The sequence below is a fragment of the Blastococcus mobilis genome (assembly GCF_900188025.1).
In the GTDB taxonomy this organism is placed as follows: Bacteria; Actinomycetota; Actinomycetes; order Mycobacteriales; family Geodermatophilaceae; genus Blastococcus_B; species Blastococcus_B mobilis.
Genome location: NZ_FZNO01000002.1, coordinates 229,573 through 252,804, shown reverse-complemented (window position 1 = coordinate 252,804; position 23,232 = coordinate 229,573). Strand labels below are relative to the sequence as shown.

The 23,232-nt window shown below is 73.3% G+C and carries 30 protein-coding genes; 15 read left to right on the top strand and 15 right to left on the bottom strand.

Features of this window, described 5'->3' with window-relative positions:
* Positions 1-129: 129 nt before the first annotated feature.
* The 3 genes from CHB94_RS03000 to CHB94_RS02985 all read left to right on the top strand — a co-directional run bounded on the left by CHB94_RS03000 (position 130) and on the right by CHB94_RS02985 (position 2,393).
* Positions 130-1,104, top strand: coding sequence for a ferritin-like domain-containing protein (locus tag CHB94_RS03000; protein WP_089335089.1), 975 nt, complete (start codon positions 130-132; stop codon positions 1,102-1,104).
* A gap of 186 nt (positions 1,105-1,290) precedes the next feature.
* Positions 1,291-1,701 (top strand): hypothetical protein, encoded by a 411-nt coding sequence (locus CHB94_RS02995; RefSeq protein WP_089335088.1) that lies wholly within the window; start codon positions 1,291-1,293, stop codon positions 1,699-1,701.
* A 479-nt stretch (positions 1,702-2,180) separates the two neighbouring features.
* Positions 2,181-2,393, top strand: a complete 213-nt coding sequence (locus tag CHB94_RS02985; RefSeq protein ID WP_089335086.1) for a hypothetical protein — start codon at positions 2,181-2,183, stop codon at positions 2,391-2,393.
* Here CHB94_RS02985 and CHB94_RS02980 read toward each other — a convergent pair.
* Entirely contained in the window at positions 2,379-2,762 is a 384-nt protein-coding gene (locus CHB94_RS02980; RefSeq protein ID WP_089335085.1) for a PaaI family thioesterase, read from the bottom strand. The genes CHB94_RS02985 and CHB94_RS02980 overlap by 15 nt on opposite strands.
* A 234-nt stretch (positions 2,763-2,996) precedes the next feature.
* Between CHB94_RS02980 and CHB94_RS02975 the strand changes: the two genes are divergently transcribed.
* Both CHB94_RS02975 and CHB94_RS02970 read left to right on the top strand, forming a co-directional pair.
* Positions 2,997-3,422, top strand: coding sequence for a YciI family protein (locus CHB94_RS02975; RefSeq protein ID WP_089335084.1), 426 nt, complete (start codon positions 2,997-2,999; stop codon positions 3,420-3,422).
* Complete coding sequence (locus CHB94_RS02970; RefSeq protein WP_089335083.1) at positions 3,422-4,726, top strand: RNA polymerase sigma factor; 1,305 nt, start codon at positions 3,422-3,424, stop codon at positions 4,724-4,726. The genes CHB94_RS02975 and CHB94_RS02970 overlap by 1 nt, the downstream gene beginning before the upstream one ends.
* A 25-nt stretch (positions 4,727-4,751) precedes the next feature.
* Here the strand turns inward: CHB94_RS02970 and CHB94_RS02965 are convergent, their stop codons facing one another.
* Genes CHB94_RS02965 through CHB94_RS02955 form a run of 3 tightly spaced genes read right to left on the bottom strand, consistent with a single transcriptional unit; the run spans position 4,752 to position 5,757 of the window.
* Positions 4,752-5,180, bottom strand: coding sequence for a MarR family winged helix-turn-helix transcriptional regulator (locus CHB94_RS02965; protein WP_089335082.1), 429 nt, complete (start codon positions 5,178-5,180; stop codon positions 4,752-4,754).
* Between the two features lie 17 nt (positions 5,181-5,197).
* Positions 5,198-5,410: a hypothetical protein gene (locus tag CHB94_RS02960; protein WP_089335081.1), complete on the bottom strand. Its 213-nt coding sequence runs from the start codon at positions 5,408-5,410 to the stop codon at positions 5,198-5,200.
* Positions 5,411-5,460: 50 nt separating this feature from the next.
* On the bottom strand, positions 5,461-5,757 hold the full coding sequence (locus CHB94_RS02955; RefSeq protein ID WP_089335080.1) for a hypothetical protein: 297 nt from the start codon (positions 5,755-5,757) through the stop codon (positions 5,461-5,463).
* A 270-nt stretch (positions 5,758-6,027) separates the two neighbouring features.
* Here CHB94_RS02955 and CHB94_RS02950 point away from each other — a divergent pair, with 270 nt between their 5' ends.
* The gene (locus tag CHB94_RS02950; RefSeq protein WP_089335079.1) at positions 6,028-6,927 is read left to right on the top strand and encodes a bacteriorhodopsin; all 900 of its coding nucleotides are present in this window, start codon (positions 6,028-6,030) and stop codon (positions 6,925-6,927) included.
* A 3-nt stretch (positions 6,928-6,930) separates the two neighbouring features.
* On the opposite strand, the gene CHB94_RS02945 is transcribed toward CHB94_RS02950, so the two are convergent.
* From CHB94_RS02945 to CHB94_RS02925, 6 genes are all read right to left on the bottom strand, one after another.
* Positions 6,931-7,389, bottom strand: a complete 459-nt coding sequence (locus CHB94_RS02945) for a GNAT family N-acetyltransferase (protein ID WP_089335161.1) — start codon at positions 7,387-7,389, stop codon at positions 6,931-6,933.
* Positions 7,390-7,437: 48 nt separating this feature from the next.
* Positions 7,438-7,590: a hypothetical protein gene (locus CHB94_RS24920; protein ID WP_176445382.1), complete on the bottom strand. Its 153-nt coding sequence runs from the start codon at positions 7,588-7,590 to the stop codon at positions 7,438-7,440.
* A gap of 37 nt (positions 7,591-7,627) precedes the next feature.
* A complete protein-coding gene (locus tag CHB94_RS02940; RefSeq protein ID WP_089335078.1) occupies positions 7,628-8,095 on the bottom strand; it encodes a PGPGW domain-containing protein in 468 nt (155 codons plus the stop codon).
* 30 nt (positions 8,096-8,125) lie between these two features.
* Positions 8,126-8,674 (bottom strand): hypothetical protein, encoded by a 549-nt coding sequence (locus CHB94_RS02935; RefSeq protein WP_089335077.1) that lies wholly within the window; start codon positions 8,672-8,674, stop codon positions 8,126-8,128.
* A 92-nt stretch (positions 8,675-8,766) separates the two neighbouring features.
* On the bottom strand, positions 8,767-9,036 hold the full coding sequence (locus tag CHB94_RS02930) for a DUF2277 domain-containing protein (protein ID WP_089335076.1): 270 nt from the start codon (positions 9,034-9,036) through the stop codon (positions 8,767-8,769).
* A gap of 95 nt (positions 9,037-9,131) precedes the next feature.
* Positions 9,132-9,833 carry a hypothetical protein gene (locus CHB94_RS02925; RefSeq protein WP_254920359.1) on the bottom strand — a complete coding sequence of 234 codons (702 nt, stop codon included), beginning with the start codon at positions 9,831-9,833 and terminating at the stop codon, positions 9,132-9,134.
* Between the two features lie 137 nt (positions 9,834-9,970).
* Between CHB94_RS02925 and CHB94_RS02920 the strand changes: the two genes are divergently transcribed.
* The 3 genes from CHB94_RS02920 (at position 9,971) to CHB94_RS02910 (ending at position 12,993) form a co-directional block, all read left to right on the top strand.
* Positions 9,971-10,384 carry a hypothetical protein gene (locus CHB94_RS02920; RefSeq protein ID WP_089335075.1) on the top strand — a complete coding sequence of 138 codons (414 nt, stop codon included), beginning with the start codon at positions 9,971-9,973 and terminating at the stop codon, positions 10,382-10,384.
* A 91-nt stretch (positions 10,385-10,475) separates the two neighbouring features.
* On the top strand, positions 10,476-11,375 hold the full coding sequence (locus tag CHB94_RS02915) for an SDR family NAD(P)-dependent oxidoreductase (RefSeq protein WP_089335074.1): 900 nt from the start codon (positions 10,476-10,478) through the stop codon (positions 11,373-11,375).
* A 190-nt stretch (positions 11,376-11,565) separates the two neighbouring features.
* Positions 11,566-12,993: an MFS transporter gene (locus tag CHB94_RS02910; protein ID WP_176445381.1), complete on the top strand. Its 1,428-nt coding sequence runs from the start codon at positions 11,566-11,568 to the stop codon at positions 12,991-12,993.
* Positions 12,994-13,092: 99 nt separating this feature from the next.
* Here CHB94_RS02910 and CHB94_RS02905 read toward each other — a convergent pair whose 3' ends face one another.
* Genes CHB94_RS02905 through CHB94_RS02895 form a run of 3 tightly spaced genes read right to left on the bottom strand, consistent with a single transcriptional unit; the run spans position 13,093 to position 16,201 of the window.
* On the bottom strand, positions 13,093-14,688 hold the full coding sequence (locus CHB94_RS02905) for a tripartite tricarboxylate transporter permease (protein ID WP_089335073.1): 1,596 nt from the start codon (positions 14,686-14,688) through the stop codon (positions 13,093-13,095).
* Entirely contained in the window at positions 14,688-15,200 is a 513-nt protein-coding gene (locus CHB94_RS02900) for a tripartite tricarboxylate transporter TctB family protein (protein WP_089335072.1), read from the bottom strand. The genes CHB94_RS02905 and CHB94_RS02900 overlap by 1 nt, the downstream gene beginning before the upstream one ends.
* Positions 15,197-16,201 (bottom strand): Bug family tripartite tricarboxylate transporter substrate binding protein, encoded by a 1,005-nt coding sequence (locus CHB94_RS02895; RefSeq protein ID WP_089335071.1) that lies wholly within the window; start codon positions 16,199-16,201, stop codon positions 15,197-15,199. The genes CHB94_RS02900 and CHB94_RS02895 overlap by 4 nt, the downstream gene beginning before the upstream one ends.
* A gap of 184 nt (positions 16,202-16,385) precedes the next feature.
* On the opposite strand from CHB94_RS02895, the gene CHB94_RS02890 reads away from it, so the two are divergent.
* The 3 genes from CHB94_RS02890 to CHB94_RS02880 all read left to right on the top strand — a co-directional run bounded on the left by CHB94_RS02890 (position 16,386) and on the right by CHB94_RS02880 (position 19,184).
* Positions 16,386-17,990 (top strand): sensor histidine kinase, encoded by a 1,605-nt coding sequence (locus CHB94_RS02890; RefSeq protein ID WP_089335159.1) that lies wholly within the window; start codon positions 16,386-16,388, stop codon positions 17,988-17,990.
* Positions 17,987-18,682, top strand: a complete 696-nt coding sequence (locus CHB94_RS02885; protein ID WP_089335070.1) for a response regulator — start codon at positions 17,987-17,989, stop codon at positions 18,680-18,682. Before CHB94_RS02890 ends, CHB94_RS02885 begins: the two co-directional genes overlap by 4 nt.
* 106 nt (positions 18,683-18,788) lie before the next feature.
* Complete coding sequence (locus CHB94_RS02880; protein ID WP_089335069.1) at positions 18,789-19,184, top strand: universal stress protein; 396 nt, start codon at positions 18,789-18,791, stop codon at positions 19,182-19,184.
* Positions 19,185-19,188: 4 nt separating this feature from the next.
* Here the strand turns inward: CHB94_RS02880 and CHB94_RS02875 are convergent, their stop codons facing one another.
* Positions 19,189-19,899, bottom strand: coding sequence for a GntR family transcriptional regulator (locus tag CHB94_RS02875; RefSeq protein ID WP_089335068.1), 711 nt, complete (start codon positions 19,897-19,899; stop codon positions 19,189-19,191).
* Positions 19,896-20,957 carry an Ldh family oxidoreductase gene (locus tag CHB94_RS02870; RefSeq protein ID WP_089335067.1) on the bottom strand — a complete coding sequence of 354 codons (1,062 nt, stop codon included), beginning with the start codon at positions 20,955-20,957 and terminating at the stop codon, positions 19,896-19,898. Before CHB94_RS02870 ends, CHB94_RS02875 begins: the two co-directional genes overlap by 4 nt.
* 80 nt (positions 20,958-21,037) lie before the next feature.
* Here CHB94_RS02870 and CHB94_RS02865 point away from each other — a divergent pair, with 80 nt between their 5' ends.
* From CHB94_RS02865 to CHB94_RS02855, 3 genes are read left to right on the top strand one after another with little or no spacing between them, the layout of a single operon-like run.
* Complete coding sequence (locus CHB94_RS02865) at positions 21,038-21,355, top strand: putative quinol monooxygenase (RefSeq protein WP_089335066.1); 318 nt, start codon at positions 21,038-21,040, stop codon at positions 21,353-21,355.
* On the top strand, positions 21,352-21,807 hold the full coding sequence (locus CHB94_RS02860) for a cupin domain-containing protein (RefSeq protein ID WP_089335065.1): 456 nt from the start codon (positions 21,352-21,354) through the stop codon (positions 21,805-21,807). Before CHB94_RS02865 ends, CHB94_RS02860 begins: the two co-directional genes overlap by 4 nt.
* Positions 21,804-23,216, top strand: a complete 1,413-nt coding sequence (locus tag CHB94_RS02855; protein WP_089335064.1) for an NAD-dependent succinate-semialdehyde dehydrogenase — start codon at positions 21,804-21,806, stop codon at positions 23,214-23,216. Before CHB94_RS02860 ends, CHB94_RS02855 begins: the two co-directional genes overlap by 4 nt.
* The last annotated feature ends 16 nt before the right edge of the window (positions 23,217-23,232 follow it).

Below are 23,232 nucleotides of genomic sequence, written 5' to 3'. Positions count from 1 at the left end.
ACCGCCGGCGAGTTGTGTGACGAGGGTCACTGCTTGCAATATGCTTGCAGAAGTTAGCACCCCGGATGACCAGGGCATGACACGGCCGTCAGGTCATCCCCGAACCCCCCTTGGAGTTGTTCTCTCGCCATGGCCGACATCAACAGCAAGCTCATCAACCAGCTGCGCGCCCTCGTCCTGCTCACGCAGACCGAGGAGCAGGTCGCACGCACCCGCATCTCGCAGGCCCGCACCGACGCCGTGCGCCGCGAGCTCACCCAGAACGCCGACAACGCCGCGGCACGCTCGCTCGAGATCACCGAGGCTCTTCGCTCGCTCGGTGGCGTGCCCGACGTCGTCACCCCCGCGATCGGCCGGCTGTCGGCGAGCCTCAAGGCCACCTTCGAGCAGGCCACCCCGATCGAGGAGGCCCTGCTCACCGACCTGCAGCTCGAGCACCAGCTCCTCGACCGCGCCACCTACGTCAAGGTCCTGGCCGAGCAGGCGGAGCAGCCCCAGGTTCGCCAGCTCGCCGAGAAGCTGATCACCGCGCACCAGGCCACGGTCGAGTGGTTGACCGTGGTGCTCGCCGAGGAGGCCATGGGTGGCCCCGCCGCCCTCGTCGCCACCCCGGTGCAGAAGGTGGCCGGGGGTGTGGCCCGCGCGGTCAACGCACCGGTCCGCTTCTGGGCCAACACGGTGAACAACGCCGTCGACACCGTGCGGCACGCCGGTGAGGAGACCTCCGACCGGTTCTCCGCCGTCACCGACCGGGCCGCGGCCCTGACCGGTGCCGTCCGCGAGACCCTGACCGCCGGCCGCAGCGCCTCGCTGCGCCGGGCCGAGCAGGTCGCCCGCCGCGAGGGCAACAAGGACGCCGCCGCGGCGGCCAAGTCCGCCCGCGAGGAGCTCGGTGACGTCTCCGCCGACGAGCTGCCGATCAAGAACTATGACCAGCTCTCGGTGAGCGACGCCGTGAAGGCGATCAAGGGCCTCAAGGAGCCGCGCGACATCCGCGTGATCATCCGTTACGAGGAGACCCACAAGGGCCGGGCGAACGTGGCGAGCGCCGCGCAGACCCAGCTCGCCGCCCTGGCCAAGGAGGCCGTCGGCGTCTCCGAGTGAGCAAGGACCCCCTCCTGGAGGGGGTCGGAAGGGCCCGCACCCCGCTGCTCGGGGGGCGGGCCCTTCCGCGTGTCTGCGTGCCCGGACGTGTCCGTTGCGTAGCGCCTCGCCTGTCCACGCGTGGGTTAGGGGAGTCACGCCGAGCGGGAGTTTGGCGCACCGACGGTGGCGGGGAAGTCTTTGCGCATGAGCATCACCCCCGAAGCACTGGCGGCGGAGTTCTCGCTGCCGACGGCCGCGACCCGCCTGGACTTCCTGAGCCGTCGTGACAGTGGGGGAACCGCGCTCAACACCGCGCAGGATGTGGACGAGGACGACTGGAGCTCCCTCAAGACCCTCGAGACCTCGCTGGACACCTACGAGGCGCTGGAGCTGCTCGCGCTCGGGGAGGTCGTCGCACGCAAGGCGCATGACAGCCAGCTCATCGGCATCCGCGCGGCCCTGCGCGGCGGTGCGGGGTGGAACGAGATCGGCGAGGCGCTGGGCACGACCCCCGACGCGGCGTACGACGCCTTCCAGGAGGCGATCACCCGCCAACTGGATGCCGACGCCGCCGATGCCGCCCGCGAACTCGCCGGCGCCCGCCCCTCCCGCTGACCCCCCGGGCATCTGCGCTCACCAGCGCAGGGGGTACATCTCCCGCGACTGGGCCGTCCGGCAGGCCCGGCAGTGACCCCAGCTGACGATGTTCAGCGGGGTCGTGGCGGTGCCGCACTCGGGACAGTCGACGGACTCCTGGGCCTGTGCCCGCGCCTCGCCGATCTCCTTGGACCGTTCCTCGTGGATGGTCTGGTCGCCCCGGCAGGGGCAGCCCAGATGGGCTTCGGTGCAGCGTCCGAGCCACGTAGCGACGGGGTGCCTCCCGGGCAGCAGGGGTGTCGGCCCTGACGCTACCCACCCGAGCCGGATCCCCGCGTCCCCCGCACGGGTCGTCATCGAGTCGACGTCCCGACAGGCCGGCCCCTCCGACCGTCGAGACCACCACGGGGAAGGCGTAGGCGGGCCCGGGTGGGGCACATCCCGGGTCGACGGCCGTGCCGTCCCGGCGACGGCTGCCGACGACGAGGAGCTGCGCCATGTCCACCGCCGACGATCCCGACCGCTCACCGTCCGCCGACCGCACCGGCCGCAAGCGGGGCCGCCTGCTCATCGCCGGTGCGGTCCTCGGCGCCGTCGTCCTGGTGCTCGGATTCATGCTGCTGGTCAGCCAGTGCGGAACCGGCGGCGACAGCGAGATCTACGGACGTGGCGCCGTGCCGTCGTCCGCAGGGATCTCACTCGTGCAGTAGCGCGAACGTCGCGACGGCGTGCACCAGGCCGCGGCCGTCCTGCTCGACGTCGGCGTCGCACACGGTCAGGTGCTCGCCGCGGGTACGTACGCGTGCGGTGACGCTCAGCTCGCCGGGCTTCCCCGGCCGCAGGTAGGTGACGGTCAGCTGACTGGTCGCCGGTACGTCGCCGTCATCGGCCGTCGACCGGACCGCCGCACCCATCGCGGTGTCCACCAGCGTGGCCAGGACACCGCCGTGCAGCGTGCCCGCCTGGTTGAGGTGCTCCTCCCGGGCGGTGAATCGCACCTGCGCCGAGCCGTCGTCGGCCGTCTCCGCCCGCGCACCCAGTCGTTCGGCGAACCCACCTGTCACCCCGTCGTCGCTCATGCGTCGCCCCTACCCGCGGACGGCCCGGGCAGTCGTCCCGTGGGACCGCTGGGGCATGCGCGCCGGGACGGAGCCCTTCGTCGCCGCTTCGGCACTGCCGCGACCCCGGAAAAGAATTCGTGGAGTCGTGTCGATCCGGGTCCGGGCCGTTCGACGTGTAGGTAGAACGGGGTCCGCGCCGGTCGGGTCGACCGGCCTCCGTTCCCGAGCGGGACACGACAGGGAGAGTCAGCGATGCGTTTCATGGTGATCGTCAAGGCCAACGAGGACACCGAGCGCGGCGTCATGCCCACCGAGCAGCAGCTCGCCGCGATGGGCGCCTACAACGAGGAGCTGGTGAAGGCCGGCGTCATGCTCGCCGGCGAAGGCCTGCACCCCACCTCGAAGGGGGCGCGGGTGCGCTTCGACAAGGACGGCGCCAGCACCGTGATCGACGGGCCGTTCGCCGAGACCAAGGAGCTCGTCGCCGGGTTCTGGATCCTCGAGGTCTCCTCCCGCGAGGAGGTCATCGAGTGGGTGAGGAAGGCCCCCTTCCGCAACGAGGAGATCGAGATCCGGCAGGTCTTCAGCAGCGACGACTTCGGTGACGCGATGACCCCCGAGCTGCGGGCGAAGGAAGAGGAGATGCGGGCCACCGTCGAGGCCCAGCACGGCGCCTGATGACCCACCCGCCGGCCGGGACGGCCACGGGTCAGGGGCTGGCGACCGCGGACCTGCACCGTGTCGTCGACGCCGTCTGGCGCATGGAATCGGCGAAGCTGATCGCCGCCCTGACCCGCGTTGCCGGGGACGTCGGGCTGGCCGAGGAACTGGCGCAGGACGCGTTGGTCGCCGCGCTGGAGCGGTGGCCGGAGACCGGTGTGCCCACCAAGCCCGGCGCCTGGTTGATGGCCACCGCGAAGCACCGGGCCATCGACACCTTCCGCCGCGCTGAGCGGCTGGAGCGCAAGACCGCCCTGCTGGGCCGCGAGCTGACCGAGGCCGAGGAGCCGGACTGGGCGGCCGCCCTCGACGAGGTGGTCGAGGACGACCTGCTCCGGCTGGTCTTCATCTCGTGCCACCCGGTGCTCTCCCGCGAGGCCCGGGTCGCGCTCACCCTGCGGCTGCTCGGCGGCCTGAGCACCGACGAGATCGCGCGGGCCTTCCTCGTCGCCGAGTCGACCGTCGCGCAGCGGATCGTGCGGGCCAAGCGCACGCTCACCGCCGCGCGCGTGCCGTTCGAGGTGCCGACGGGGGCGGAGTTCACCGCGCGGCTCGGGTCGGTGCTCGAGGTGATCTACCTGGTGTTCAACGAGGGCTACTCGGCCACCTCGGGACAGGAATGGGTGCGGCCGGCCCTCTGCCAGGAGGCGATGCGGCTGGGCCGCATCCTCGCCGAGCTGACGCCGGCGGAGTCCGAGGTGCACGGCCTGGTGGCGCTCATGCAGATCCAGGCCTCGCGGCTGCGGGCGCGCGTCGGCCCCTCGGGTGAGCCGGTGCTGCTGGCCGACCAGGACCGTGGCCGCTGGGATCGCGTCCTCATCGGCCGGGGCCTCGCCGCCCTGGACCGCGCCGAGCGGGCCGGTGGAGCGCTCGGGCCCTACGCGCTCCAGGCCGCGATCGCCGCCTGTCACGCCCGGGCCACCACCGTCGAGGACACCGACTGGGCGCGGATCGCCGCCCTGTACGAAGCGCTCGCCGAGCTGACGCCGTCCCCGGTGGTCGAGCTCAACCGCGCCGTCGCCGTGTCGCGGGCCTACGGGCCGGCCGCCGGTCTCGCACTCGTGGACGTGCTCACCGACGTGCCTGCCCTGCAGGGCTACCACCTGCTCCCGACGGTGCGCGGGGACCTGCTCGAGCAGCTCGGCCGGCGCGACGAGGCCCGCGCCGAGTTCGAGCGGGCCGCATCCCTCACCCGCAACGAGCGGGAGCGGACGCTGCTGCTCGACCGCGCGGAGGCGTGCGGACGGCAGCTCGGCGCCTGAGTGGGCTCCGCGCGAGACGCCGGGCTCAGTCGGGTCGCGCGTTCTCCGTGAGCTGCCCGAGCAGCCGCCGCAGCTCCGCGACGTCGCTGTCGTCCAGACCGGCGCGCAGCCGGCCGTCGAACGAGGCCGCGGCCCGGCGCAGCCGCAGGAACAAGGCTTGGCCGGATTCCGTCACGGTGACGCGTTGGACGCGGCGGTTGGCGACCTCACGTTCGCGGGTCACCAGGCCGGCCCGCTCGAGCGCGTCGAGGTGATGAGTGAGGGTCGGCTGCCGGACCCCGATCGCCGCGGCGAGGTCGGCCTGCGTCCGGTGGTCGCCGGCCGACAGCGCCCGCAGCACCTGCCAGGTGGGGCTCGAACCGCCGGCGGCCACGAGCACGTCGTCGAACGCCCGGCTCAACTCCTTGGCGACGCCGCCGATCAGGAGGCTGAGCGACTCCTCGCCAGGTGCCATCGGCCGAGCTTAGACGTCTAACCGTTAGGCGTCTCATCGTCGTGGAGCGGCTCGACCCGTCGCAGGAACGAGCGGACCGCCAGGTGGTGGGACAGCGACTCCCGGTGCTGGTCACAGGCGGCCCAGACCTTCTCGCGGTCGGGCGTGTGCAGCCGGGGGTTGTTCCAGATCAGCCGCCAGCGGGCGGGTTCCCGGCAGCCCTTGGCCGAACAGAGCGCGACGTCGTCCACCGCATCAGTCTGGACGGCGGCTCATCCGCGGTCGGCCGGGGAGAGGGCGGTCAGGGCCGGGGGTTGGTCCTCGTCCAGCCGCGCTCGTCCCGGCGGGCGCCCTGGGCCGCGCGGCAGCGCCGGCACACGGCCTGCACGCCCTCCGCGTGCCGGCCGGACTCCGGCTGGACGTCCGCCCAACCGACGTGGGGGAACCGGGCCAGCCGGGACCTGCTCAATGACAGCCCGCAGGCCGTCTCGTTGCGCCCGCGCTCCCACGCGTGGACCTCACCGGCGGGGTAGCGGATGCCGTCGTCGGGGTCGGTCCACTGGTCCGCGGCCGCGACCGCCGCGTTGCGCACGCCCATGAGCGACCTCATACCCGCGTGCCGCGATGCGCACCGTCAGAGGTGGTCTCGCGCGGGGGAAGTCGCTGGAGCAGGAGGCGGACGACGGCGGCGCGTCGTCGTCCACCGGGTCGCCGGCGGCCGCGCGCGCGACCACCTCCGGCCGCGTGGCGAGCAGCCTGCCCAAAGGCGGGGTTCGGTTGTGGCCGGGTCTGCGGGGTAGGGCCGGTCGACCGGGGCGGGCCGTGCGGGACCCGTCCGGCGTCGGCCCACAGCAGCAACGGAGCCCCCATGGACACCCCGACCCCGGAGCTGCAGACGATGCCGCTCGGGCTGTACGACCTCGTGCAGTTGGCACTGCTCGGCGCCGGTTTCGCGCTGTTCGCGTACTTCGTCTACGCGTGGAACAGCAAGGACGAGGTGTCGGTCCGCTACCGGCCGTCGGCCCTGGCCGGGTTGTGCCTCGCCGGTGTGGCGGCGCTGGCCTACCTCATCCTCTACCTGGACTGGGACAGCGGCTTCCGCCTCGAGGGCGGGGTGTACGTGCCGAACGAGGAGGCACGGACGTCGGAGGCGACGCGCTACATCGACTGGTCGGTGACGGTTCCCCTGCTCACCGTGGAACTGCTCGCCGTCTGCTCGGTGGCGGGCGCGAAGGCGCGGACCCTGCGCTTCACCACCATGGCCGCGGCCTTCCTGATGATCGTCACCGGGTACCTGGGCTCCCAGGTGCTGGCCGAGGGGCGCGACCGGACGGCGCTGGTCGTCTGGGGACTGATCAGCACCGTCTTCTTCGTCTACCTGTACGTCGCGCTGATCGGTGCCGTCCGGGTGTCGCTGCCCACCATGGGGCGCGAGGCCGCTCTGAGCCTCCGGAACGCGGCGATCGTGCTGCTCGGCAGCTTCGGCATCTACCCGCTCGTGTACGCCGTCCCCGTCTTCGCCGACGTGACCCCGGCCTGGTTCACCACGATGCAACTGGCCTACTCCGCCAACGACGTCGTGGCGAAGGTCGGCTTCGGTGTCCTGGTCCACAAGGTCGCCAAGCTGCGCACCGCCGAGGACGTGGCCGCCGGCATCGACACCCACCCCGAGCCCGTCTGGTCCAGCCACGTGCACAAGAGCGACGCCGTCCAGCCCCGGATCCGAGGGGTGGCGTCGGGCGCTGCCGTGCCGGCGGCACCGAGATGAGGGTCAGACGGGCTCGCGCCGCATCGGCACGTGCGGGATGCCGTCCTCGATGTAACCCGGGCCGCTGCGCCGGAAGCCGAATCGCTCGTACCACCCCTCCAGGTGTGCCTGCGCGCCCAGCGTGATCGGGAATCCCTCGCACAGGGCGATGCCCTCGGCCATCAGCCGCGCCGCCAGACCCCGACCGCGGAAGGCGGCCGCGGTCGCGACCCGCCCGATGGCCCGGGTCGGCCCGTCGTCGAGGACCCGGATGGTCGCGGCCGGCACGCCGCCGGATTCCAGCCACAGGTGCACCGTGCCCGGTTCGGTGTCGCGGCCGTCCAGCTCGGGATAGGGGCACTCCTGTTCGACGACGAACACGTCGACCCGTAGCCGGCAGAGGGCGTACACCTCGAACGGCGTCAGCTCGGCGAAGTGGGCCCGGCGGGGCAGGAGGGAGTCGACGGCGGTGCTGGAGCTCATGCTGGAGTTGTAGCCCACCCCGGTGCGCGCCCGGTCGTCGGCGTGCGCTCAGTCGTCAGGCCGGTCCAGCGTGTTGCGGGCGCGCTGCCAGAAGGGCGCGAGCATCCACCACCACACGAGCAGGGCGGCCACCACCCCGGCCGCGAGCCACGCCTGCGCCCGCCCACGCCGATCCCACGCGAACGGATGACCGGTGGACATGACGATCAGTCGACCGGCGACGTGCCGGCGCCGGGCATCAGAGCCCCAGTGCCTCCTTCGCCTGATCCACGAGCTGGTAGTGCCCGACCGCCCAGAAGGCGAGTCCGGCGGCGGCGAGGCCACCGAGGGTGACAGCGGCGGAGGACACCGGGTGCTGCCTGGCGTGCCGCCAGGTCTCCTGTGCCTTGCGCCGGAACGTGGCGAAGATGCGGGCGGCCCACAGGAACTCGCTCGACCAGATCCAGAGGCCGATCAGGATCGGCGGGATGGTGAGCGGACCAGGCAGGGCGGTGAGTGCGATGCCCAGCATCACGAACAGCAGCCCGACCACGAAGACGGCGATGCGATAGGGCACCACCAGGCCGGGGGTGTCGTGGATGCGCGCCCGCCACGAACCCGGCTGGGCCGGCCGCGGCTGGCCGAGCCCGTCGGTGCAGTCCGGGCAGCGGGTGGCGCCGGGGGTCTTCCCACGGGGTGCGTGGGAGGCAGCAGCGGTCTCGGTCATGGTCGGCAACCCTCGTCGGCGGGGAGCGGGTCAGGCGGCGGCCGTGCCCGCCGCCACCTCGGAGGGGCGCTGCTGCTCGCCGGCGTAGGAGCTGACCGCGACAAGGGCACCGGTGAGGGCCGGGATCACCCACTGCAGGGTGTCCAGCTGCTGCTGCGCGGCCGCGACGTCGGCCTGCAGGGCCTGCGTGCGCTTGCTGGGCCTGGTGCCGCGCTTGGACGGCGGGTTGCCGGCGGCCGACACACGCTGGCCGAGGACCCGGCTGTAGGCGGTGGCGCCGAGAGCCCCGGCGGTCAGCAATGTCTTGAGCAGGGACATCGAGGCGACCCCCTCCTGCTGGGCCATGCGCGCCCTGTTGGCACGCAGCTGGCCGATGCTGCCGAGCAGGTGGGCGCCGATGGCGACGGCGTTGACCGGCGTCCAGCGGTCCCAGCCGGCGTTGGCCACGCGGCCGGTGGCCGAGTCGCTCCCGGCCTCGCCGGCAGCGGCGTTGAGGGCTACGGCATTGGCCAGCGTGCCGCCGAACCAGGCGGACAGGCCGACATCGTGCAGGGTGCGGGACAGGGTGTTGCGCGCCATGGCGAGCTCCTAGACCGGGAGGTTGGTGTGAGCCTCCTTACCCCGGTCGTCCGCCGTCATGCCGGTTGTGCGCAATGCAAACCATGCGTCGCTCAGGTGCCGTAGCGCAGGGCGGCCCGCTCCCGCGCCTTGGCCGCTTCCACCTCGCGGTCCTTGGGTGCTGCCGTGGTGACGAGGGAATCGAGCAGGCGGACCGAGGCCGCGGCGACCTCGGCGACGGCCCGGTCGAAGGCCTCGGCGTTGGCCCGGGACGGCTTCGTCGTGCCGCTGATCTTGCGTACGTACTGCAGGGCCGCGGCCTGGATCTCGTCGTCGGTCGCCGGTGGCTCGAAGTTCGAGAGCGGACGGATGTTCCGGCACATGGCGCCGAGCGTAGGTGCGTACCGGCGGGCACGAAATGGCCCCGTCCAGGGCACCGCCCCGAGGGTGCGAGGGGTGGGGAGGACGGGGTCCTTTCTCAGGCGCCGAAGCCGGCCCGGTCGACCTTGCGGTGGTAGCGCTCGCCGACCTTGCCGCCGACGAGCGCCCCCAGCAGCGTGACCAGCAGGATGGCCACCAGCGTGACGATCCCGGCGGTGGTGGCGGTGCCCTCGTCGACCGGGATGCGCGGCAGGTTCAGCTGCTGCAGCACGTTGTACTGCGCGCCCAGGAGCGCCCCGGCCGCGGCCAGGAGCAGGACCACGAGCAGGCCGATCAGCCACACGGCCACGCCCTGGCGGGCACCGTCGAACCGGGCCATCCGCCCGGCCACGTACCCACCGGCCAGGTAGGCCAGGAAGAGGACGACCAGGACGGCGATGCCGCCCCCGATGCCCAGGGTCTCCACCTGCTGGGCGGCCTCGTCGGCGGTGTCGACCCCCTGGGCGAGACCGAGAGCGACCCCGGCCGCCGACAGCAGCGCCACCAGCAGGACCGCCAGACCGTTGGCCGAGAGCCAGCCGAAGAAGGCCGCCCCCCACTTGATCCCGCCGAACACCGCGCGCTGGGCGGCCACCGCATCGCGGGCCGTGCCGAGCGTCACCGTCGCATCCTCGGTGCGGCTCGGTGCCGCCGGTCCGGGGTGGGGCAGGTGCGGGGTGGTGTCGTGCCGGGTGCCGTCGTGCTGGCTGCCGTCGTGCCGGGTGTGGTCCTGCCGGGTGCGGTCGTTGCCGGCCATCATGGGTCTCCTTCGTGCCGGTGGGCTGAGTCGATCCCCTGCCATCCGGGCCCGGCTTGCCGGCGGGGTACCGGGGGCAAACGGCGGGGGAGCGCGGCCGCCCGTCCGGGTGACCGCGACCACCTGAACGAGGGACGCCGATGACCGTGCTGCTCGTCGATGCCGCCAACGTCGTCGGCGCGCGCCCGGACGGCTGGTGGCGCGACCGCGCCGGCGCGGCCACCCGCCTGCTGGGCCGCCTCGCCGGGCTGCCCGGCCGCTCGCTCCCGGGGCCGGACGGCGGGGTCGTGGTCTGCGACGAGGTGGTGGCCGTGGTCGAGGGTCAGGCGCGGGACGTGACCGCACCCGTCGGCGTCCGGGTCGAGCGCGCGATCGGCAGCGGGGACGACGCCCTCGCCGCCTGCGCGGCCCGGCTGACGGCCGACGGGACCCGGCTGCTGGTCGTCACCGCGGACCGTGGTCTCCGCGCCCGGTTGCCGCCGGCGACCCCGGTGGCCGGGCCGGGCTGGCTGTGGCGGCTGCTCGACGAGATCGGTTGTGCACCACCCGCATGAGGGCGTCGGCGCCCGGGTAGCGGGACGGGGATGCCGAGCGGACGCACGTGGGTGGACCGCCCTCCCCCTTCCGCCCCGAGGAGCTGAGTCCGTGCCCACACCCACTGATCCCGCGAGCCCGCAGACGGTGCTCATCACCGGCGCCTCGAGCGGCATCGGCCGTGCCACGGCGCAGCAGCTGGCCGGCCGGGGCTCCCGGCTGGTACTGGTCGCCCGCGGGCGGGAGCCCTTGGCGGAGGCCGCCGCCGAGGCGCTGGCCGCCGGGGCGCAGGCCGTGCTCGTCCGGCCGGCGGACGTCACCGACGAGGACGCGATCCAGGCGGCCGTCGACGACGCCGTCGCCGAGTTCGGCCGCCTCGACGTCGTCGTCCACGCAGCCCAGGTGATGGCCTACGGCCGCATCGAGGACGTGCCGCGTGAGGTCTACGAGCAGGTCGTCGACGTCGCGGTGCACGGCACCGCAACGGTGGCCCGCGTCGTCCTGCCCGTGTTCCGCAAGCAGGGCGCCGGTCATCTGGTCGTCGTCAACTCGCTGCTCGGCAGCATCGCCGCGCCCCTGATGGGCAGCTACGTGACGGCGAAGTGGGGGCAGCTCGGGCTCGTCCGGGTGCTGCAGCAGGAGACCCGGGACGAGCCGGGCATCTCCGTGTCCGCGGTGCAGCCCGGGGGCGTCGACACCCCGATCTACTTCCAGGGCGCGACGTGGGCGGGGAGCACCGGCCGGCCCCCGCCGCCGGTGTACTCGCCGCAGCGGGTCGCCCGCGCGGTCCTGTCCACGCTGGACCGGCCGCGGCGGATCGTGCAGGCCGGGCTGTTCAACTCACTGTTCACCGCCGGCTTCCGGCTCGTGCCGGGCGTGTTCGACACCCTGGTCGGGCCGCTGCTGCAGCGCATGGCGATGGCGAACGACGACGTCCCGCCGACCGAGGGGAACGTCTTCGAGTCCAAGCCGGCGGGCAACGCCACCGAGGGGCGCTGGCGCAGCATCTGAGCCTGGCGCGGTCGACCCGGCTACGGCAGCGTGTGGTGACTCTCACGCGCCGATCGGGCGGGTGAGGCGGCGAGGGCCGCGAACCGCTGTCACCGTGGAGATCGGGTGCCCGAGCTCGTGGCTCCGCCCCCGTTCCCGTGGCCACCTCTCGAAGACGCGAGTGGCCGGCGTCTTCCCTGAGAGGTCTCCCGTGCCCGCCCTTTCCCTGCTTCCGCGCGCCCGCGTGCCGGTCCCCGGTCTCGCCCGGTCCGCCGGCACCCGCGTCCCCCCGCCGTCCGTCGCCCGCCTCCGTGCCGCCGTCACCGTGCTCTTCGTCCTCGACGGCGCCGTCTTCGGCAGTTGGGCCGCGCGCGTCCCCGACGTCGCCGCCCGTGTGGGTGCCGGCCATAGCACGCTCGGGATCGCGCTGCTCTCCCTGTCCCTCGGTGCCCTCGTCTGCATGCGCTTCACCGGCGCCTGGTGCGTCCGGTTCGGCGCCGGGCCGGTGAGCGCCGTCGCCGCGGTCGCGGTGTCGGCGGCCGCCGTCCTGCCGGGGCTGGTGTACTCCGTCCCGGCGCTGTGCGTCGCGCTCTTCGTCTTCGGCGCCGCGACCGGCATGGTGAACGTCGCGGCCAACTCCGTCGGGGTGCAGGTGGAGGCCGCCGTCGGCCGGCCGATCCTGTCCGGGCTGCACGCCGGCTTCAGCTTCGGCGGGCTCGGTGGCGCGCTGCTCGGCGGTGCCGCCTCCTCCGTGCTCGGCGTGGGCGCGCACCTGACGCTCGTCGCCGCGGCGGGGTTGTTCGCCAGCGCCTGGGCGCTGCCGGCCCTCCTCGCCGCGGGGCGCGGGACCGAGGCCGCGGAGCCGCACGCGCCGCCCGGTGGCGTGCACCGACGGCCGACCGCCGTCCTGGTCGTGCTCGGCGTGATCGCGGGTTGTACGGCGTTCGGCGAGGGGGCCCTGACCGACTGGGGTGCCCTGCTGCTGCGTGAGCAGCTCGGCGCGCCGGCCACCGTAGCCGCCGCGGGATACGCCGGCTTCTCCCTCGCCATGGCCTGCGGCCGACTGGCAGGCGGACGGCTGGTGCTCGCCCTGGGGGAGCGGCAGCTGCTCGTGGGCGGTGCGGTGCTGGCGGCGACCGGCGCCGTCGCCGCAGTGACGACCAGCTCCCTGGCCGTCGCCCTCGGCGGCTTCGTGGCCGTCGGCCTGGGGCTGGCCAACGTGTTCCCGCTGGCGATCGCCCGCGCCGGTCTGCTCGGGGGTGCGCGCGGCATCGCACTGTCCACCACGGTGGGCTACACGGGCCTCCTCGGTGGGCCACCCGCGATCGGCTTCCTGGCCGAGTCCGCCGGCCTCCCCGCCGCGGTCGGCTCGGTCGCGGTCCTGGCGCTCGTCGCCGCCGTGCTCGTGCTGACCGTCTCCGGCGAGCGGGTCCGGATGCCGCAGCCCCGCGCCCTGCTCGACCGGGCCGTCGCTACCGTCAGCGGACGGCTGCAGCCGGTGGTGTCCGGCTTCGGGCACGGCACCGGTGTCTACGTGCGGGATCTCCGGTCACTCTTTCCCGACGAGCGGCCCGCCGATCGCACCCGCGTCCCGAACGTCCGCGCCCTGGAACTCCAGGACGCCACGCAGTCGGGGTAGGCCGAGACCCCGACGACGAGGGCCCCGCGCTCCCGTCCGACGCCGGCTGAGCGGCGGACGCGTGCACGGGGCCCTCGACGATCGAACGGTCCGGCAGGGTCAGGACGTGCGGTCCCCGTCGTCGGCGTGCCGTTCCACCGAGACCGAGTCGGTGAGCCCGTGGTGGTGGTGGGCCTCCTCGATCTCGTGCACCGCGTCGGCGAGCACCGGTACTGCCGCCTTGCGCGGCAGGAACCGGCGGACGAGCGGCCACAGCAGGACCAGCGCCACGATGACGTACACGATCACGGTCAACGGGGTGACCAGCCCGCTGAGCTGACCGTTGCTGATCTGCAGCGCCTGGCGCAGCTCCTCCTCGGCGAACGGCCCCAGGATCACGCCGATGATCGCCGGCAGGATCGGCAGGCCGTACCGGCGCATCATGAACCCCAGCGCCCCGATCGCCAGCAGGAGGAGGAGGTCGAACGGCGAGGCGTTGGCTGCGTAGGCGCCGAGGCTGGAGAAGAACAGGATTCCCGCGTAGAGGTACGAGCGCGGGATCCGCAGCAGGCGCGCCCAGACCGGTGCCAGCGGCAGGTTGAGCACCAGCAGGGCGGTGTTGCCGATGAACAGGCTGGCGATGAGACCCCAGACCAGCACGGGCTCGGTCTCGAACAGCCGGGGCCCGGGCTCGATGCCGTAGCTCTGGATGGCCGCGAGCATGACCGCCGCCGTCGCCGTGACCGGGATGCCGAGGGTCAGCAGCGGGACCAGGCCGCCGGCTGCGGAGGCGTTGTTGGTCGCCTCCGGACCGGCCACGCCCTCGATGGCGCCCTCTCCGAACTCCTCGGGGTGCTTGGAGAGCCGCTTCTCGCTGACGTAGGAGAGGAACGTCGGGATCTCCGCGCCGCCGGCGGGCACGGCACCGAAGGGGAAGCCGATGGCGGTACCGCGCAGCCAGGGCTTCCAGGACCGCCGGAAGTCCTGCCGGCTCATCCGCGGGTTGCCGACCGGGATCACGTCGATCGGACGCCGGCGCAGGTGAGCCGCCGTCCACAGCGCCTCCCCGACGGCGAACAGACCGACCGCCACGACGACGACGTCGATGCCGTCGGCCAGCTCCGGGATGCCGAAGGTGAGCCGCTGCTGACCGGAGGTCGGGTCGATGCCGATCAGGCCGATGGTCAGGCCCAGGCCCAGCGCGGCCAGGCCACGGAGCCGGGAGCTGCCGAGGACCGACGTCACGGCGATGAAGGCCAGCACCATGATCGCGAAGGTGTCCGCGGGGGAGACCTCCACGGCCAGGTCGGCGACCGTGGGTGCCACGAGCGCCAGCAGGAGGGTGGCGATGGTCCCGGCGACGAAGGACCCGATCGCCGCGGTGGCCAGCGCCTGGGCTGCGCGCCCGCTCCTGGCCATCTTGTTGCCCTCGATGGCGGTCACCACCGACGCGCTCTCGCCGGGGGTGTTCAGCAGGATCGACGTCGTGGATCCGCCGTACATCCCGCCGTAGTAGATGCCGGCGAACATGATGAGCGCCGTCTCCACCTCCAGGCCCCGCGTCAGGGGCAGCAGCAGGGCCACCGTCATGGCGGGGCCGATGCCGGGGAGCACGCCGATCGCGGTGCCGAGGAGCACGCCGAGCAGTACGTAGAAGAGGTTCGTCGGCGTCAGCGCGGTGGCGAAACCGCCCATGAGCTCGTTCAGTGCGTCCATCAGAGGATCCCCCTCAGGATGCCCACGGGCAGGCTGATGCCGAGGCCGAGGACGAACAGGTACCAGGAGCCGACGGACAGGACGACGGCGATGGCGGCATCCCGGACGTAGTGCCGGCTGCCCAGCGCGAAGGCCGACCCCCAGAAGAGGATGGCGCCGGAGACGGGCCACCCGAGCGGCTCGATCAGCAGGGCGTTGGCGATGAACGCCGCCGCCAGCATCGCGATCGTGCGCCAGTCGCTGCGGCCGGTCAGCTCGATGTCCTCGCCGCCCTCCGGCTCACCACGGCCCCCGCGCCACACGTCGACGGCGAGGAATCCCGCGACGACGACGAGCAGCGAGCCGACCACCACGGGGACAGCGGCAGGCCCGACCGGACCGCGTGCGATCCGGCTCTCGGGCAGGAGCAGCGCCTGCACGATGACGAGGACACCGAGCGCCCCGAGGAACAGGGCCACGCCGAGCTCGGAGCGGCCCTGCTCCTCGGTGCTGCCGGGGGCGGCCGAGCTCACGCCAGCCCCAGCTCGCTCATGACGGACTGGACGCGGTCGCTCTCGTCGGCCAGGAACTGGGAGAACTCGTCACCGGTGACGAAGGCGTCGGTCCAGCCCTGGTCCTGGAGGACCTGCTGCCAGGCCTCGCTGTCGTGCATCTCGGTGATCGCGTCGACGAAGCGCTGCGTCTCCTCCTCGGAGATGCCGGGAGGGGCCACGATGCCGCGCCAGTTGCTGAAGACCAGGTCCACGCCCTCGTCGGCCAGCGTCGGCGCGTCCACCCCCTCCACGGGCTCGTCGGTGGTCACCGCGAGGATGCGGACGTCACCGGCGGCGGCCGACTCCTCCACCTCGCCCACGCCGGTCGCCGCGAACGCCACGTCGCCACCGAGGATGCCGGCCAGCAGCTCGCCGCCGCCGTCGTAGGCCACGTAGTTGACGGTCGCCGGGTCCACGCCGACCTCCTGGGCCAGGAGCATCGGGGTCAGGTGATCCGGGCCGCCCGGGTTGGACGCGCCGCCGACCGGGGTGTTGCCGGGGTCGGCCTTCCACGCCTGGACGAGGTCGTCGATCGACTGGAACGGGGAGTCGCCGGGGACGACGATCGCCTCGGCCTCCTCGATGAGCTTGGCGATCGGCGTGGTCTCGTCGAGGGTGGCCTCGGACTGGTTGCTGAACTGGGCGCCGACGACGCCGAGGCCCATCTGCATGAGCATCTCGGCGTTCCCCTCCTCGTTGACGAGGCGCTGGAGGCCGACGGTGCCGCCGGCACCCTCGAGGTTGAACACCTCGATGCCCGAGGCGAGCTCCTCGTCCTCCAGCACCTGGGCGACGGCCCGGCCGGTGGTGTCGTACCCGCTGCCGGGGGAGTTGGGGACCATGAGCCGCAGCCCGCTGATCGCGCCCTCCTCGCCGCCGCCTGCTGCCGAGCCGCCCTCGGCCGTCGTACCGCAGCCGGTGAGCACGAGTCCGGCGGCGACGGCGCCGACGGTGAGCCTCCGCAGGGAAGCAGTGCGCATCTGGTTCCTCCTGTGTGTCCGGCGGGTTCCCGCCGGTTGAAGGAACGATGGACACCGCGGGGGGCCGTGTCACCCTTGAGTGCGCAATGAGCTTTGTGGTCGTTGTGTCCACGGTCCGGTCCCGCCGACGGCCGTGGTCAGCTGGACGCCGGATACCGATCCCGAGCCCCCGTCAGGAGTGACCGTGAGCAGGCGGCTGTCGCTGGCCGGCCAGCTGCTGGCCCTCCAGGTGGTCATCATCTGCGTGGTCCTCGTCGGCGTGGCCGCCGTGACGGTCGCGCAGTCGACCGAGCGGGCGGAGGAGGAGGAGGGCCGGCGGGCTCTCGCGGTGGCCGAGACGCTGGCCAACGCCCGGGCGACCCGGGAGGCGCTGGCGGAGGACGAGGTGGAGTACGTCCGGGTGGCCGCCGAGAACCTGCGCAGCGCGTCGTTCTCGGAGTCGGTGGTGGTGGCCCGCCCCGACCGGACGGTCGTCGCGACCGCGGACCCGGCCCAGATGGGGGAGCGACTCGACCTCGGGAACTCCGACGTGCTGACGGGGCGGTCCTGGGTCGGCGACGTGGAGTCCCACGGCCGTCGCGCCGCGATCGCGATGGCTCCGGTCTACGCCCCCCGCGGCAACGCCCTGGTCGGCCTCGTGGCGGTGCGGCGGTCCTTTCCGGGCGTCCTCGACGGGCTCGCCGCAGCCTTGCCCAATCTGCTCACCTACCTCGGGCTGGCCAGCGCCATCGGCATCGGCGGCTCGCTGCTGGTGGCCCGGCGGGTGAAGCGGCAGACCCTCGGGCTGGAACCCCCCGAGATCGCCGGCCTGGTGGAGCACCGGGACGCGATGCTGCACGGCATCCGTGAAGGTGTGGTGGGGCTGGACCTGCGGGGCCGGGTGACCCTGGTCAACGACGAGGCGATCCGGCTGCTGCGCATCCCGGGGGACGCCCTCGGCCGGACCCTGGCCGATCTCGGGGTGGGGGACGAGCTGCTCGACGCACTGCTCTCGGCGGAGGTCGAGCGCGACCGGCCGGTGGCGAGCGCCGGGCGCGTGCTGGTGCTCAACCGGCTGCCCATCTCCAGCCGCGGCAGGCGGATCGGGTCGGTCACGACACTGCGCGACCGCACCGAGCTCCTGGAGCTGCGCCGCGAGCTGGACCTCACCCGGCACGTCACCGACACCCTGCGGGCCCAGGCGCACGAGTTCGACAACCGGCTGCACACGATCGCGGGCCTCATCGAGCTGGGGGAGGGGGAGGAGGCCGTGCGCTTCGTGCACCGGGTGAGCTCCAGCCGGTCGGAGTTCAGCGGGACCGTGACCGGGGCGGTGCGCGACCCCGCCATCGCCGCCCTGCTGATCGCCAAGGCCAGCCAGGCGGCCGAGCTGGGCGTCGACCTGCGGATCGCCCCCGACTCCGCCCTGCCGGTCCTGAGCGACGGGCTCAGCGCCGACGTCGCCACCGTCGTCGGCAACCTGGTGGACAACGCCATGGACGCGGCCGGCACGGCTCCCGAGCGCTGGGTCGAGGTCGGACTCGGCCTGGTCGACGGCGAGGTCGACGTCGTCGTCCGGGACTCCGGCCCGGGCGTTCCGCCCGGCATGGAGCGCGAGATCTTCCGGCGGGGGGTCTCGACCAAGGACGGTCCCGGATCGGGGGAGCGGGGCATCGGGCTGTCGCTGGTGCACCTGGTGTGCACCCGCCGGGGTGGGGACGTGACGGCCACCTCGGTGGGCGGCTCCACCTTCACCGCCCGTCTCCCGGCCGACTCCAGGACGGTCGACGGCGCCCTGGTGGACGCATGATCGGCGTCCTCATCGTCGACGACGACTTCATGGTCGCCAAGGTGCACGCCGGGTTCGTGCGGGCCCTCGACGGCTTCGACGTCGTGGGCACCGCGTCCACCGGTGCACAGGCCCTGGAGGAGATCGAGCGGTTGCGTCCGGACCTCGTGCTGCTCGACGTCTACCTGCCCGACATGACCGGGCTGGAGATCCTGCGGCGCCTGCGCGCGTCCGGCTCGGAGGTCGACGTCATCGTCATCAGCGCTGCCCGGGACGTCGACAGCATCCGCAGCGCGCTGCACGGCGGTGTCCTGCACTACCTGGTCAAGCCGTTCGACCGGCAGACGTTCGAGACCCGGCTGCGGGACTACGCCGCGCTCCGCGAGAACCTCGGTGAGCTCGGCGAGGCCGGCCAGATCGACGTCGACCGGGTGTTCGGGTTCTCCCGCGGGACCGTCGCGGCGCCCGCACCGACCCCCAAGGGGATCGCTCCGGAGACGCTGCAGCTGGTGCGCGGGGCCCTTGCGGCCGCCGGGTCCGACGGACTGTCGGCCACCGAGTGCAGCGAGCGCACCGGCCTGGCGCGGGTCAGCGCCCGGCGCTACCTGGAGCAGATGGTCACGCAGCAGGAGGCCGACGTCCGCCAGAGGTACGGCACCGCCGGGCGGCCGGAGCGCCGCTTCACGATCCGCGGTCAGCGGCGTCCCGGCTGAGGAGCCGTTCCGGCGGCGTCCGGGCGGCCGCCGTGCACGCAACGACCGAAACGTCCGTTAGGGCCGTAATGCTGACGTGCTGGGCAGGGTCGGAGAAGCTGCCCGCATGACCATCGTCGTGGGCTACGTCCCCACCCCCGAGGGCGAGGCCGCGCTGGCCGCCGGCATCCGCGAGGCCGGTCTCCGCGAGGAGCCGCTGCACGTCGTCAACACCTCCCGCGGCGACTCGCTGGTGGACAACCGGTTCGCCTCGGAGGACGCCCTCGAGGCGGTGCGGACCCGGCTGGAGGAGTCCGGTGTCGTGTTCGAGATCGACCAGCAGGTGGGCGGGCACGAGGCCTCCGAGGAGCTCGTCCGGACCGCTGACCGGATCAAGGCGAGCATGATCGTCATCGGACTGCGCCGTCGCAGCGCCACCGGCAAGCTCATCACTGGCAGCCAGGCGCAGCGGATCCTGCTCGACGCGCACTGCCCGGTGCTGGCGGTGAAGGCCTCCTACTGACGCATCAGTCGAGGAGGTCGAGGCCGTCTCCGGGCCCGGAGGCGAGGTTGCGGAAGATCGTCCGCAGGCTCTCCGCGAGGTGCTCGGTGATCGCGGCCGCCGCCTCGTCGGGATCCCCGGCCAGCAGCGCGTCGCACATGCGCAGGTGCTCGCTGACCGAGACCTCCACGCGCCGGGGGTCGACGTGGGAGAGGTTGCGCAGCCGGGCGGTGTGCGGCCGCAGCTCGGCGATGGTCCGCCGGAGGTGCTCGTTGCGGGTCGCACCGATGATGGCCCAGTCGAACCGGTCGGCCAGCTCGTAGAACGCCCGGGAGCGGGCCTGCGAGGGCGCCCGGCGCACGACGCGGGTGAACTCGGTCCGCATCGAGGCGAACGCGCGGCGCAGCTCCGGATCGGCGGCCGCGGCCTCGGTCGCCTGGCGCATCGCGGCCGGCTCGAGCAGCGACCGGAAGTCGAACAGGTCGCGCACGCTCCGCAGGGACACCCGCGACACCCGGGCTCCCTGCCGTGGCACCAGGTCGACCAGACCCTCGGCCGCCAGCCGGCGCAGCGCCTCCCGGACCGGCGTGCGGGACGCGCCGGTGCGCTCGACCAGCGCGAGCTCCGACAGCGGTGTGCCGGGCGCCAGCTCACCGAGCTCGATCTCCTCCTTGATCTGCCGGTGGACCAGGTCGGCCTTGCTGACGTCGGGTACGGCCCCTTCGGCGGTGGTCATCGAGCACCCTCCGCAGGGAACGGCACGCCGGCCTCGGCACCCAGGGCGCGGAGGTCGGCCAGCGACTGCTCGGCCAGGACGACGCCGCCGGCGGCGCGGTTCGCCGCCTCGGCCCGGTCCTCCACCTCACCGGGGTAGAAGACCTCGTCGAAGCCCCGGGCGAGGGGGACGGTCTTGACCTCGTCGATCAGCTGGCGCACCCGCGCCTCGTACCCGGCGCGGTCACCGAAGGCGTCGGGGTCGAGGGCGAGGAAGAGGTGACCGCAGCCGCTGGGCCGGTCGGCCTCGTAGGGGCCGCCGACCCCGGTGCCCACGGAGCTGCCGGTCAGGGCGCCGGAGAGCACGTCCATCAGGAACGTGATGGCGTAGCCCTTGTGGCCGGCCATCGGCAGGATCACGCCGAGCACTCCTTCCGCCGGGTCCGTCGTCGGTGCGCCGTCCGCCGTGAGCGCCCACGTCTCCGGGATCGGCTCGCCGCGGTTCTTGGCGAGATAGATCTTGCCCCGCGCCACCGCGGTGTTGGCGATGTCGACGGTGACGACCCGGCCGTCGGGGCCGGGCGCGGAGATCGACCACGGGTTGGTGCCCAGCCGCTTCTCCCGGCCGCCCCAGGGGGCCATGGCCGGACTGGCGTTGGTGGTGAGGACGGCGACGCACCCGTCGCGGGCCGCCCGGCGGGTGAAGTACATGGCCGTGCCGAAGTGATTGGAGTTGCGCACGCCCACGACGCCGACGCCGTGGGTCCGCGCCCGCTCGACCGCCAACAGGCGGGCGCGCTCGGTGAGCACCTGCCCGACGCCGTCACGGCCGTCGAGCAGCACCAGGGGACCGGTGTCGGACAGGACCGCCGGATCGGTGACCGCCCGCATCGCGCCGGAACGCAGGCGGGCGGCGTACCAGGGCAGCCGCAGGAACCCGTGCGACTGGTGGCCCCACAGGTCGGCCTGGACGAGGCTGTCCGCGACCAGGGCGCCGTCATCTTCGGGGATGCCCAGGGAGACGAGGACGCGCGTCCCGAATTCCCGGAGGGTGTCCGGCGCGATCCGTGCTTCCGTCATGGCTGCCCCTTGCGCTCTGCTGTACTCAGTGCTGTATACAGTAAGGCATACAGCGATCGACGAGAAGCGGAGGACGGCGAATGTTCAGCCTGGTGGTCCAGGTCGAGGTGCACCCCGGCCGGCGGGAGGAGTTCGTCGCCGGTATCGCCGCCAATGCGGAAGCGTCCGTCCGGGACGAGCCGGGGTGCCTGCGCTTCGACGTCTCCGCGGTCGCGACCGATTCGAACCGCTTCTTCCTGTACGAGCTGTACACCGACGCCGAGGCCTTCGCCGCGCACAAGGCGTCCCCGCACTTCGCCCGGTGGCGCGAGATCGCCGAGCGGGTGCTCGTCCCCGGCTCCCAGGTCAACACCGCTGGCGAGCTGCTCACCACCCACGCCTCCGAGGAGTCCGCATGAGTTCCCAGCCGGTCCCGCCGTCGATGGTCCTGCGCCCGGAGGAGATCGAGCGCTTCGATCGCGGCAACGGCGTCGTCACGATCCCGTTCGTCGGGAAGTGGAACTGCGAGGGGAACGAGGTCACCACCGGCATGACGGTCTTCTCGCCCGGCACCGGCATCCCGCTGCACTCGCACAACGTCGAGGAATCGGTGCTCGTCTACGAGGGCGAGGCCACCGCGGTCATCGGGAACGAGGAGTTCGACCTCGTCGCCGGTCAGGCGACCTGGGTGCCGGCCGGCGTTCCGCACTGCTTCCGGAACCGCGGCGAGGGCTCCATGACCATCTACTGGGTCTACGGCGGACGGAACGTCACGCGCACCATCACGGCGACGGGGGAGACCTTCGAGCACCTGTCCGAGGCCGACCGTGGCGCTGTTCCCGCCGTGCCGTCCTCAGGGGAGCCGGCATGAGCGCCCTCGTCACCTCCAACCCCGCGACCGGCGAGCCGCTGGCCGAGTACGCCACGTTCACCGACGCCGACGTCGATGCCGCACTGGACCGCGCCGCCGAGGCGCAGCAGGAGTGGGCAGCACGGCCGATCGGGGAGCGCGCCGTCGTGCTCCGCCGGGTGGCCGCGATCCTCCGGGACGAGATCGACGACCTGGCCCTGCTGATGACCCGGGAGATGGGCAAGCCGCTCGTCGAGGCGCGGGCCGAGGTGGAGAAGTGCGCGACCACCTGCGACTTCTACGCCGACAACGCCGCCGCGTTCCTCGCCGACGAGTCGGTGGTGACCTCCGCCGACCGCAGCTGGATCTCCTACGAGCCGGTCGGCGTCGTGCTCGCCGTCATGCCGTGGAACTTCCCGCTGTGGCAGGTGCTGCGCTTCGCCGCTCCGGCGCTGATGGCCGGCAACGGCGCGCTGCTCAAGCACTCGCCGAACACGACCGGCTGCGCGCTGGCGGTCCAGCGGGTCGTCACCGCGGCGGGGGCGCCGGATGGCCTGTTCGGCGCGCTCGTCGTCGCGGAGGCCGACGTCCCCACCGTCACCCGGCGGCTGATCGGCGACCCGCGGGTCGGCGCGGTCACCATCACCGGCAGTGAGCGGGCCGGCCGGGCGGTCGGCGTCGCCGCCGGGGACGCGATCAAGAAGTCGGTGCTCGAGCTGGGCGGCTCCGACGCGTTCGTCGTGCTCGCCGACGCCGACCTGCCGCGGGTGGCGGCGCTGGCGGCGCGCGGGCGGCTGATGAACGCCGGGCAGAGCTGCATCTCGCCGAAGCGGCTGATCGTCGACGCGTCGGTGGCCGAGGAGTTCACCCGGCTGCTCGTGGCCGAGGTCGAGGCCCTCGTCGTCGGCGACCCCGAGGCGCCCGGCACGCACGTCGGGCCGATGGCTCGCGCCGACCTGCGCGACGGCGTGCACCGTCAGGTGGAGGCCTCCGTCGCGGCCGGTGCGCGGCTGCTCGCCGGCGGCCGGCCGCTGCCCGGCCCGGGGTGCTTCTACGCCCCCACCGTGCTCGGCGACGTCGTCCCCGGGGTGCCCGCGTACGACGAGGAGGTCTTCGGCCCGGTCGCCGCGGTCATCGTCGCCCAGGACGAGGACGACGCGGTGCGCATCGCCAACGACACCCGCTTCGGCCTCGGCGCCAGCGTGTGGACGACGGACCCCGAGCGTGGCATCGCCGTCGCCCGCCGGATTCGCTCCGGTGCGGCCTTCGTCAACGCGCTGGTCGCCTCCGACGCGCGGATGCCCTTCGGCGGCACGCGGGCCAGCGGCTACGGCCGCGAGCTGGCCGCGGCGGGGATCCGCGAGTTCGTGAACGTCCGCACCTGGTGGGTCCTGGACCAGCCCGCTGGTTCCGCCCCCGTCAGCGAGTGACCCACCCGAGGAGAGA

What these genes read in the sequence shown, in the direction of transcription:
- CHB94_RS02930 (WP_089335076.1), bottom strand. Translation starts at nt 9,036, where the DNA reads ATGTGCCGGAACATCCGTCCGCTCTCGAACTTCGAGCCACCGGCGACC.
- CHB94_RS02940 (WP_089335078.1), bottom strand. Translation starts at nt 8,095, where the DNA reads ATGACCGAGACCGCTGCTGCCTCCCACGCACCCCGTGGGAAGACCCCC.
- CHB94_RS02970 (WP_089335083.1), top strand. Translation starts at nt 3,422, where the DNA reads ATGACCCACCCGCCGGCCGGGACGGCCACGGGTCAGGGGCTGGCGACC.
- CHB94_RS02905 (WP_089335073.1), bottom strand. Translation starts at nt 14,688, where the DNA reads ATGGACGCACTGAACGAGCTCATGGGCGGTTTCGCCACCGCGCTGACG.
- CHB94_RS02935 (WP_089335077.1), bottom strand. Translation starts at nt 8,674, where the DNA reads ATGGCGCGCAACACCCTGTCCCGCACCCTGCACGATGTCGGCCTGTCC.
- CHB94_RS03000 (WP_089335089.1), top strand. Translation starts at nt 130, where the DNA reads ATGGCCGACATCAACAGCAAGCTCATCAACCAGCTGCGCGCCCTCGTC.
- CHB94_RS02995 (WP_089335088.1), top strand. Translation starts at nt 1,291, where the DNA reads ATGAGCATCACCCCCGAAGCACTGGCGGCGGAGTTCTCGCTGCCGACG.
- CHB94_RS02950 (WP_089335079.1), top strand. Translation starts at nt 6,028, where the DNA reads ATGGACACCCCGACCCCGGAGCTGCAGACGATGCCGCTCGGGCTGTAC.
- CHB94_RS02965 (WP_089335082.1), bottom strand. Translation starts at nt 5,180, where the DNA reads ATGGCACCTGGCGAGGAGTCGCTCAGCCTCCTGATCGGCGGCGTCGCC.
- CHB94_RS02895 (WP_089335071.1), bottom strand. Translation starts at nt 16,201, where the DNA reads ATGCGCACTGCTTCCCTGCGGAGGCTCACCGTCGGCGCCGTCGCCGCC.
- CHB94_RS02985 (WP_089335086.1), top strand. Translation starts at nt 2,181, where the DNA reads ATGTCCACCGCCGACGATCCCGACCGCTCACCGTCCGCCGACCGCACC.
- CHB94_RS02980 (WP_089335085.1), bottom strand. Translation starts at nt 2,762, where the DNA reads ATGAGCGACGACGGGGTGACAGGTGGGTTCGCCGAACGACTGGGTGCG.
- CHB94_RS02885 (WP_089335070.1), top strand. Translation starts at nt 17,987, where the DNA reads ATGATCGGCGTCCTCATCGTCGACGACGACTTCATGGTCGCCAAGGTG.
- CHB94_RS02945 (WP_089335161.1), bottom strand. Translation starts at nt 7,389, where the DNA reads ATGAGCTCCAGCACCGCCGTCGACTCCCTCCTGCCCCGCCGGGCCCAC.
- CHB94_RS24920 (WP_176445382.1), bottom strand. Translation starts at nt 7,590, where the DNA reads ATGTCCACCGGTCATCCGTTCGCGTGGGATCGGCGTGGGCGGGCGCAG.
- CHB94_RS02855 (WP_089335064.1), top strand. Translation starts at nt 21,804, where the DNA reads ATGAGCGCCCTCGTCACCTCCAACCCCGCGACCGGCGAGCCGCTGGCC.
- CHB94_RS02875 (WP_089335068.1), bottom strand. Translation starts at nt 19,899, where the DNA reads ATGACCACCGCCGAAGGGGCCGTACCCGACGTCAGCAAGGCCGACCTG.
- CHB94_RS02955 (WP_089335080.1), bottom strand. Translation starts at nt 5,757, where the DNA reads ATGGGCGTGCGCAACGCGGCGGTCGCGGCCGCGGACCAGTGGACCGAC.
- CHB94_RS02880 (WP_089335069.1), top strand. Translation starts at nt 18,789, where the DNA reads ATGACCATCGTCGTGGGCTACGTCCCCACCCCCGAGGGCGAGGCCGCG.
- CHB94_RS02870 (WP_089335067.1), bottom strand. Translation starts at nt 20,957, where the DNA reads ATGACGGAAGCACGGATCGCGCCGGACACCCTCCGGGAATTCGGGACG.
- CHB94_RS02865 (WP_089335066.1), top strand. Translation starts at nt 21,038, where the DNA reads ATGTTCAGCCTGGTGGTCCAGGTCGAGGTGCACCCCGGCCGGCGGGAG.
- CHB94_RS02920 (WP_089335075.1), top strand. Translation starts at nt 9,971, where the DNA reads ATGACCGTGCTGCTCGTCGATGCCGCCAACGTCGTCGGCGCGCGCCCG.
- CHB94_RS02975 (WP_089335084.1), top strand. Translation starts at nt 2,997, where the DNA reads ATGCGTTTCATGGTGATCGTCAAGGCCAACGAGGACACCGAGCGCGGC.
- CHB94_RS02860 (WP_089335065.1), top strand. Translation starts at nt 21,352, where the DNA reads ATGAGTTCCCAGCCGGTCCCGCCGTCGATGGTCCTGCGCCCGGAGGAG.
- CHB94_RS02925 (WP_254920359.1), bottom strand. Translation starts at nt 9,833, where the DNA reads ATGATGGCCGGCAACGACCGCACCCGGCAGGACCACACCCGGCACGAC.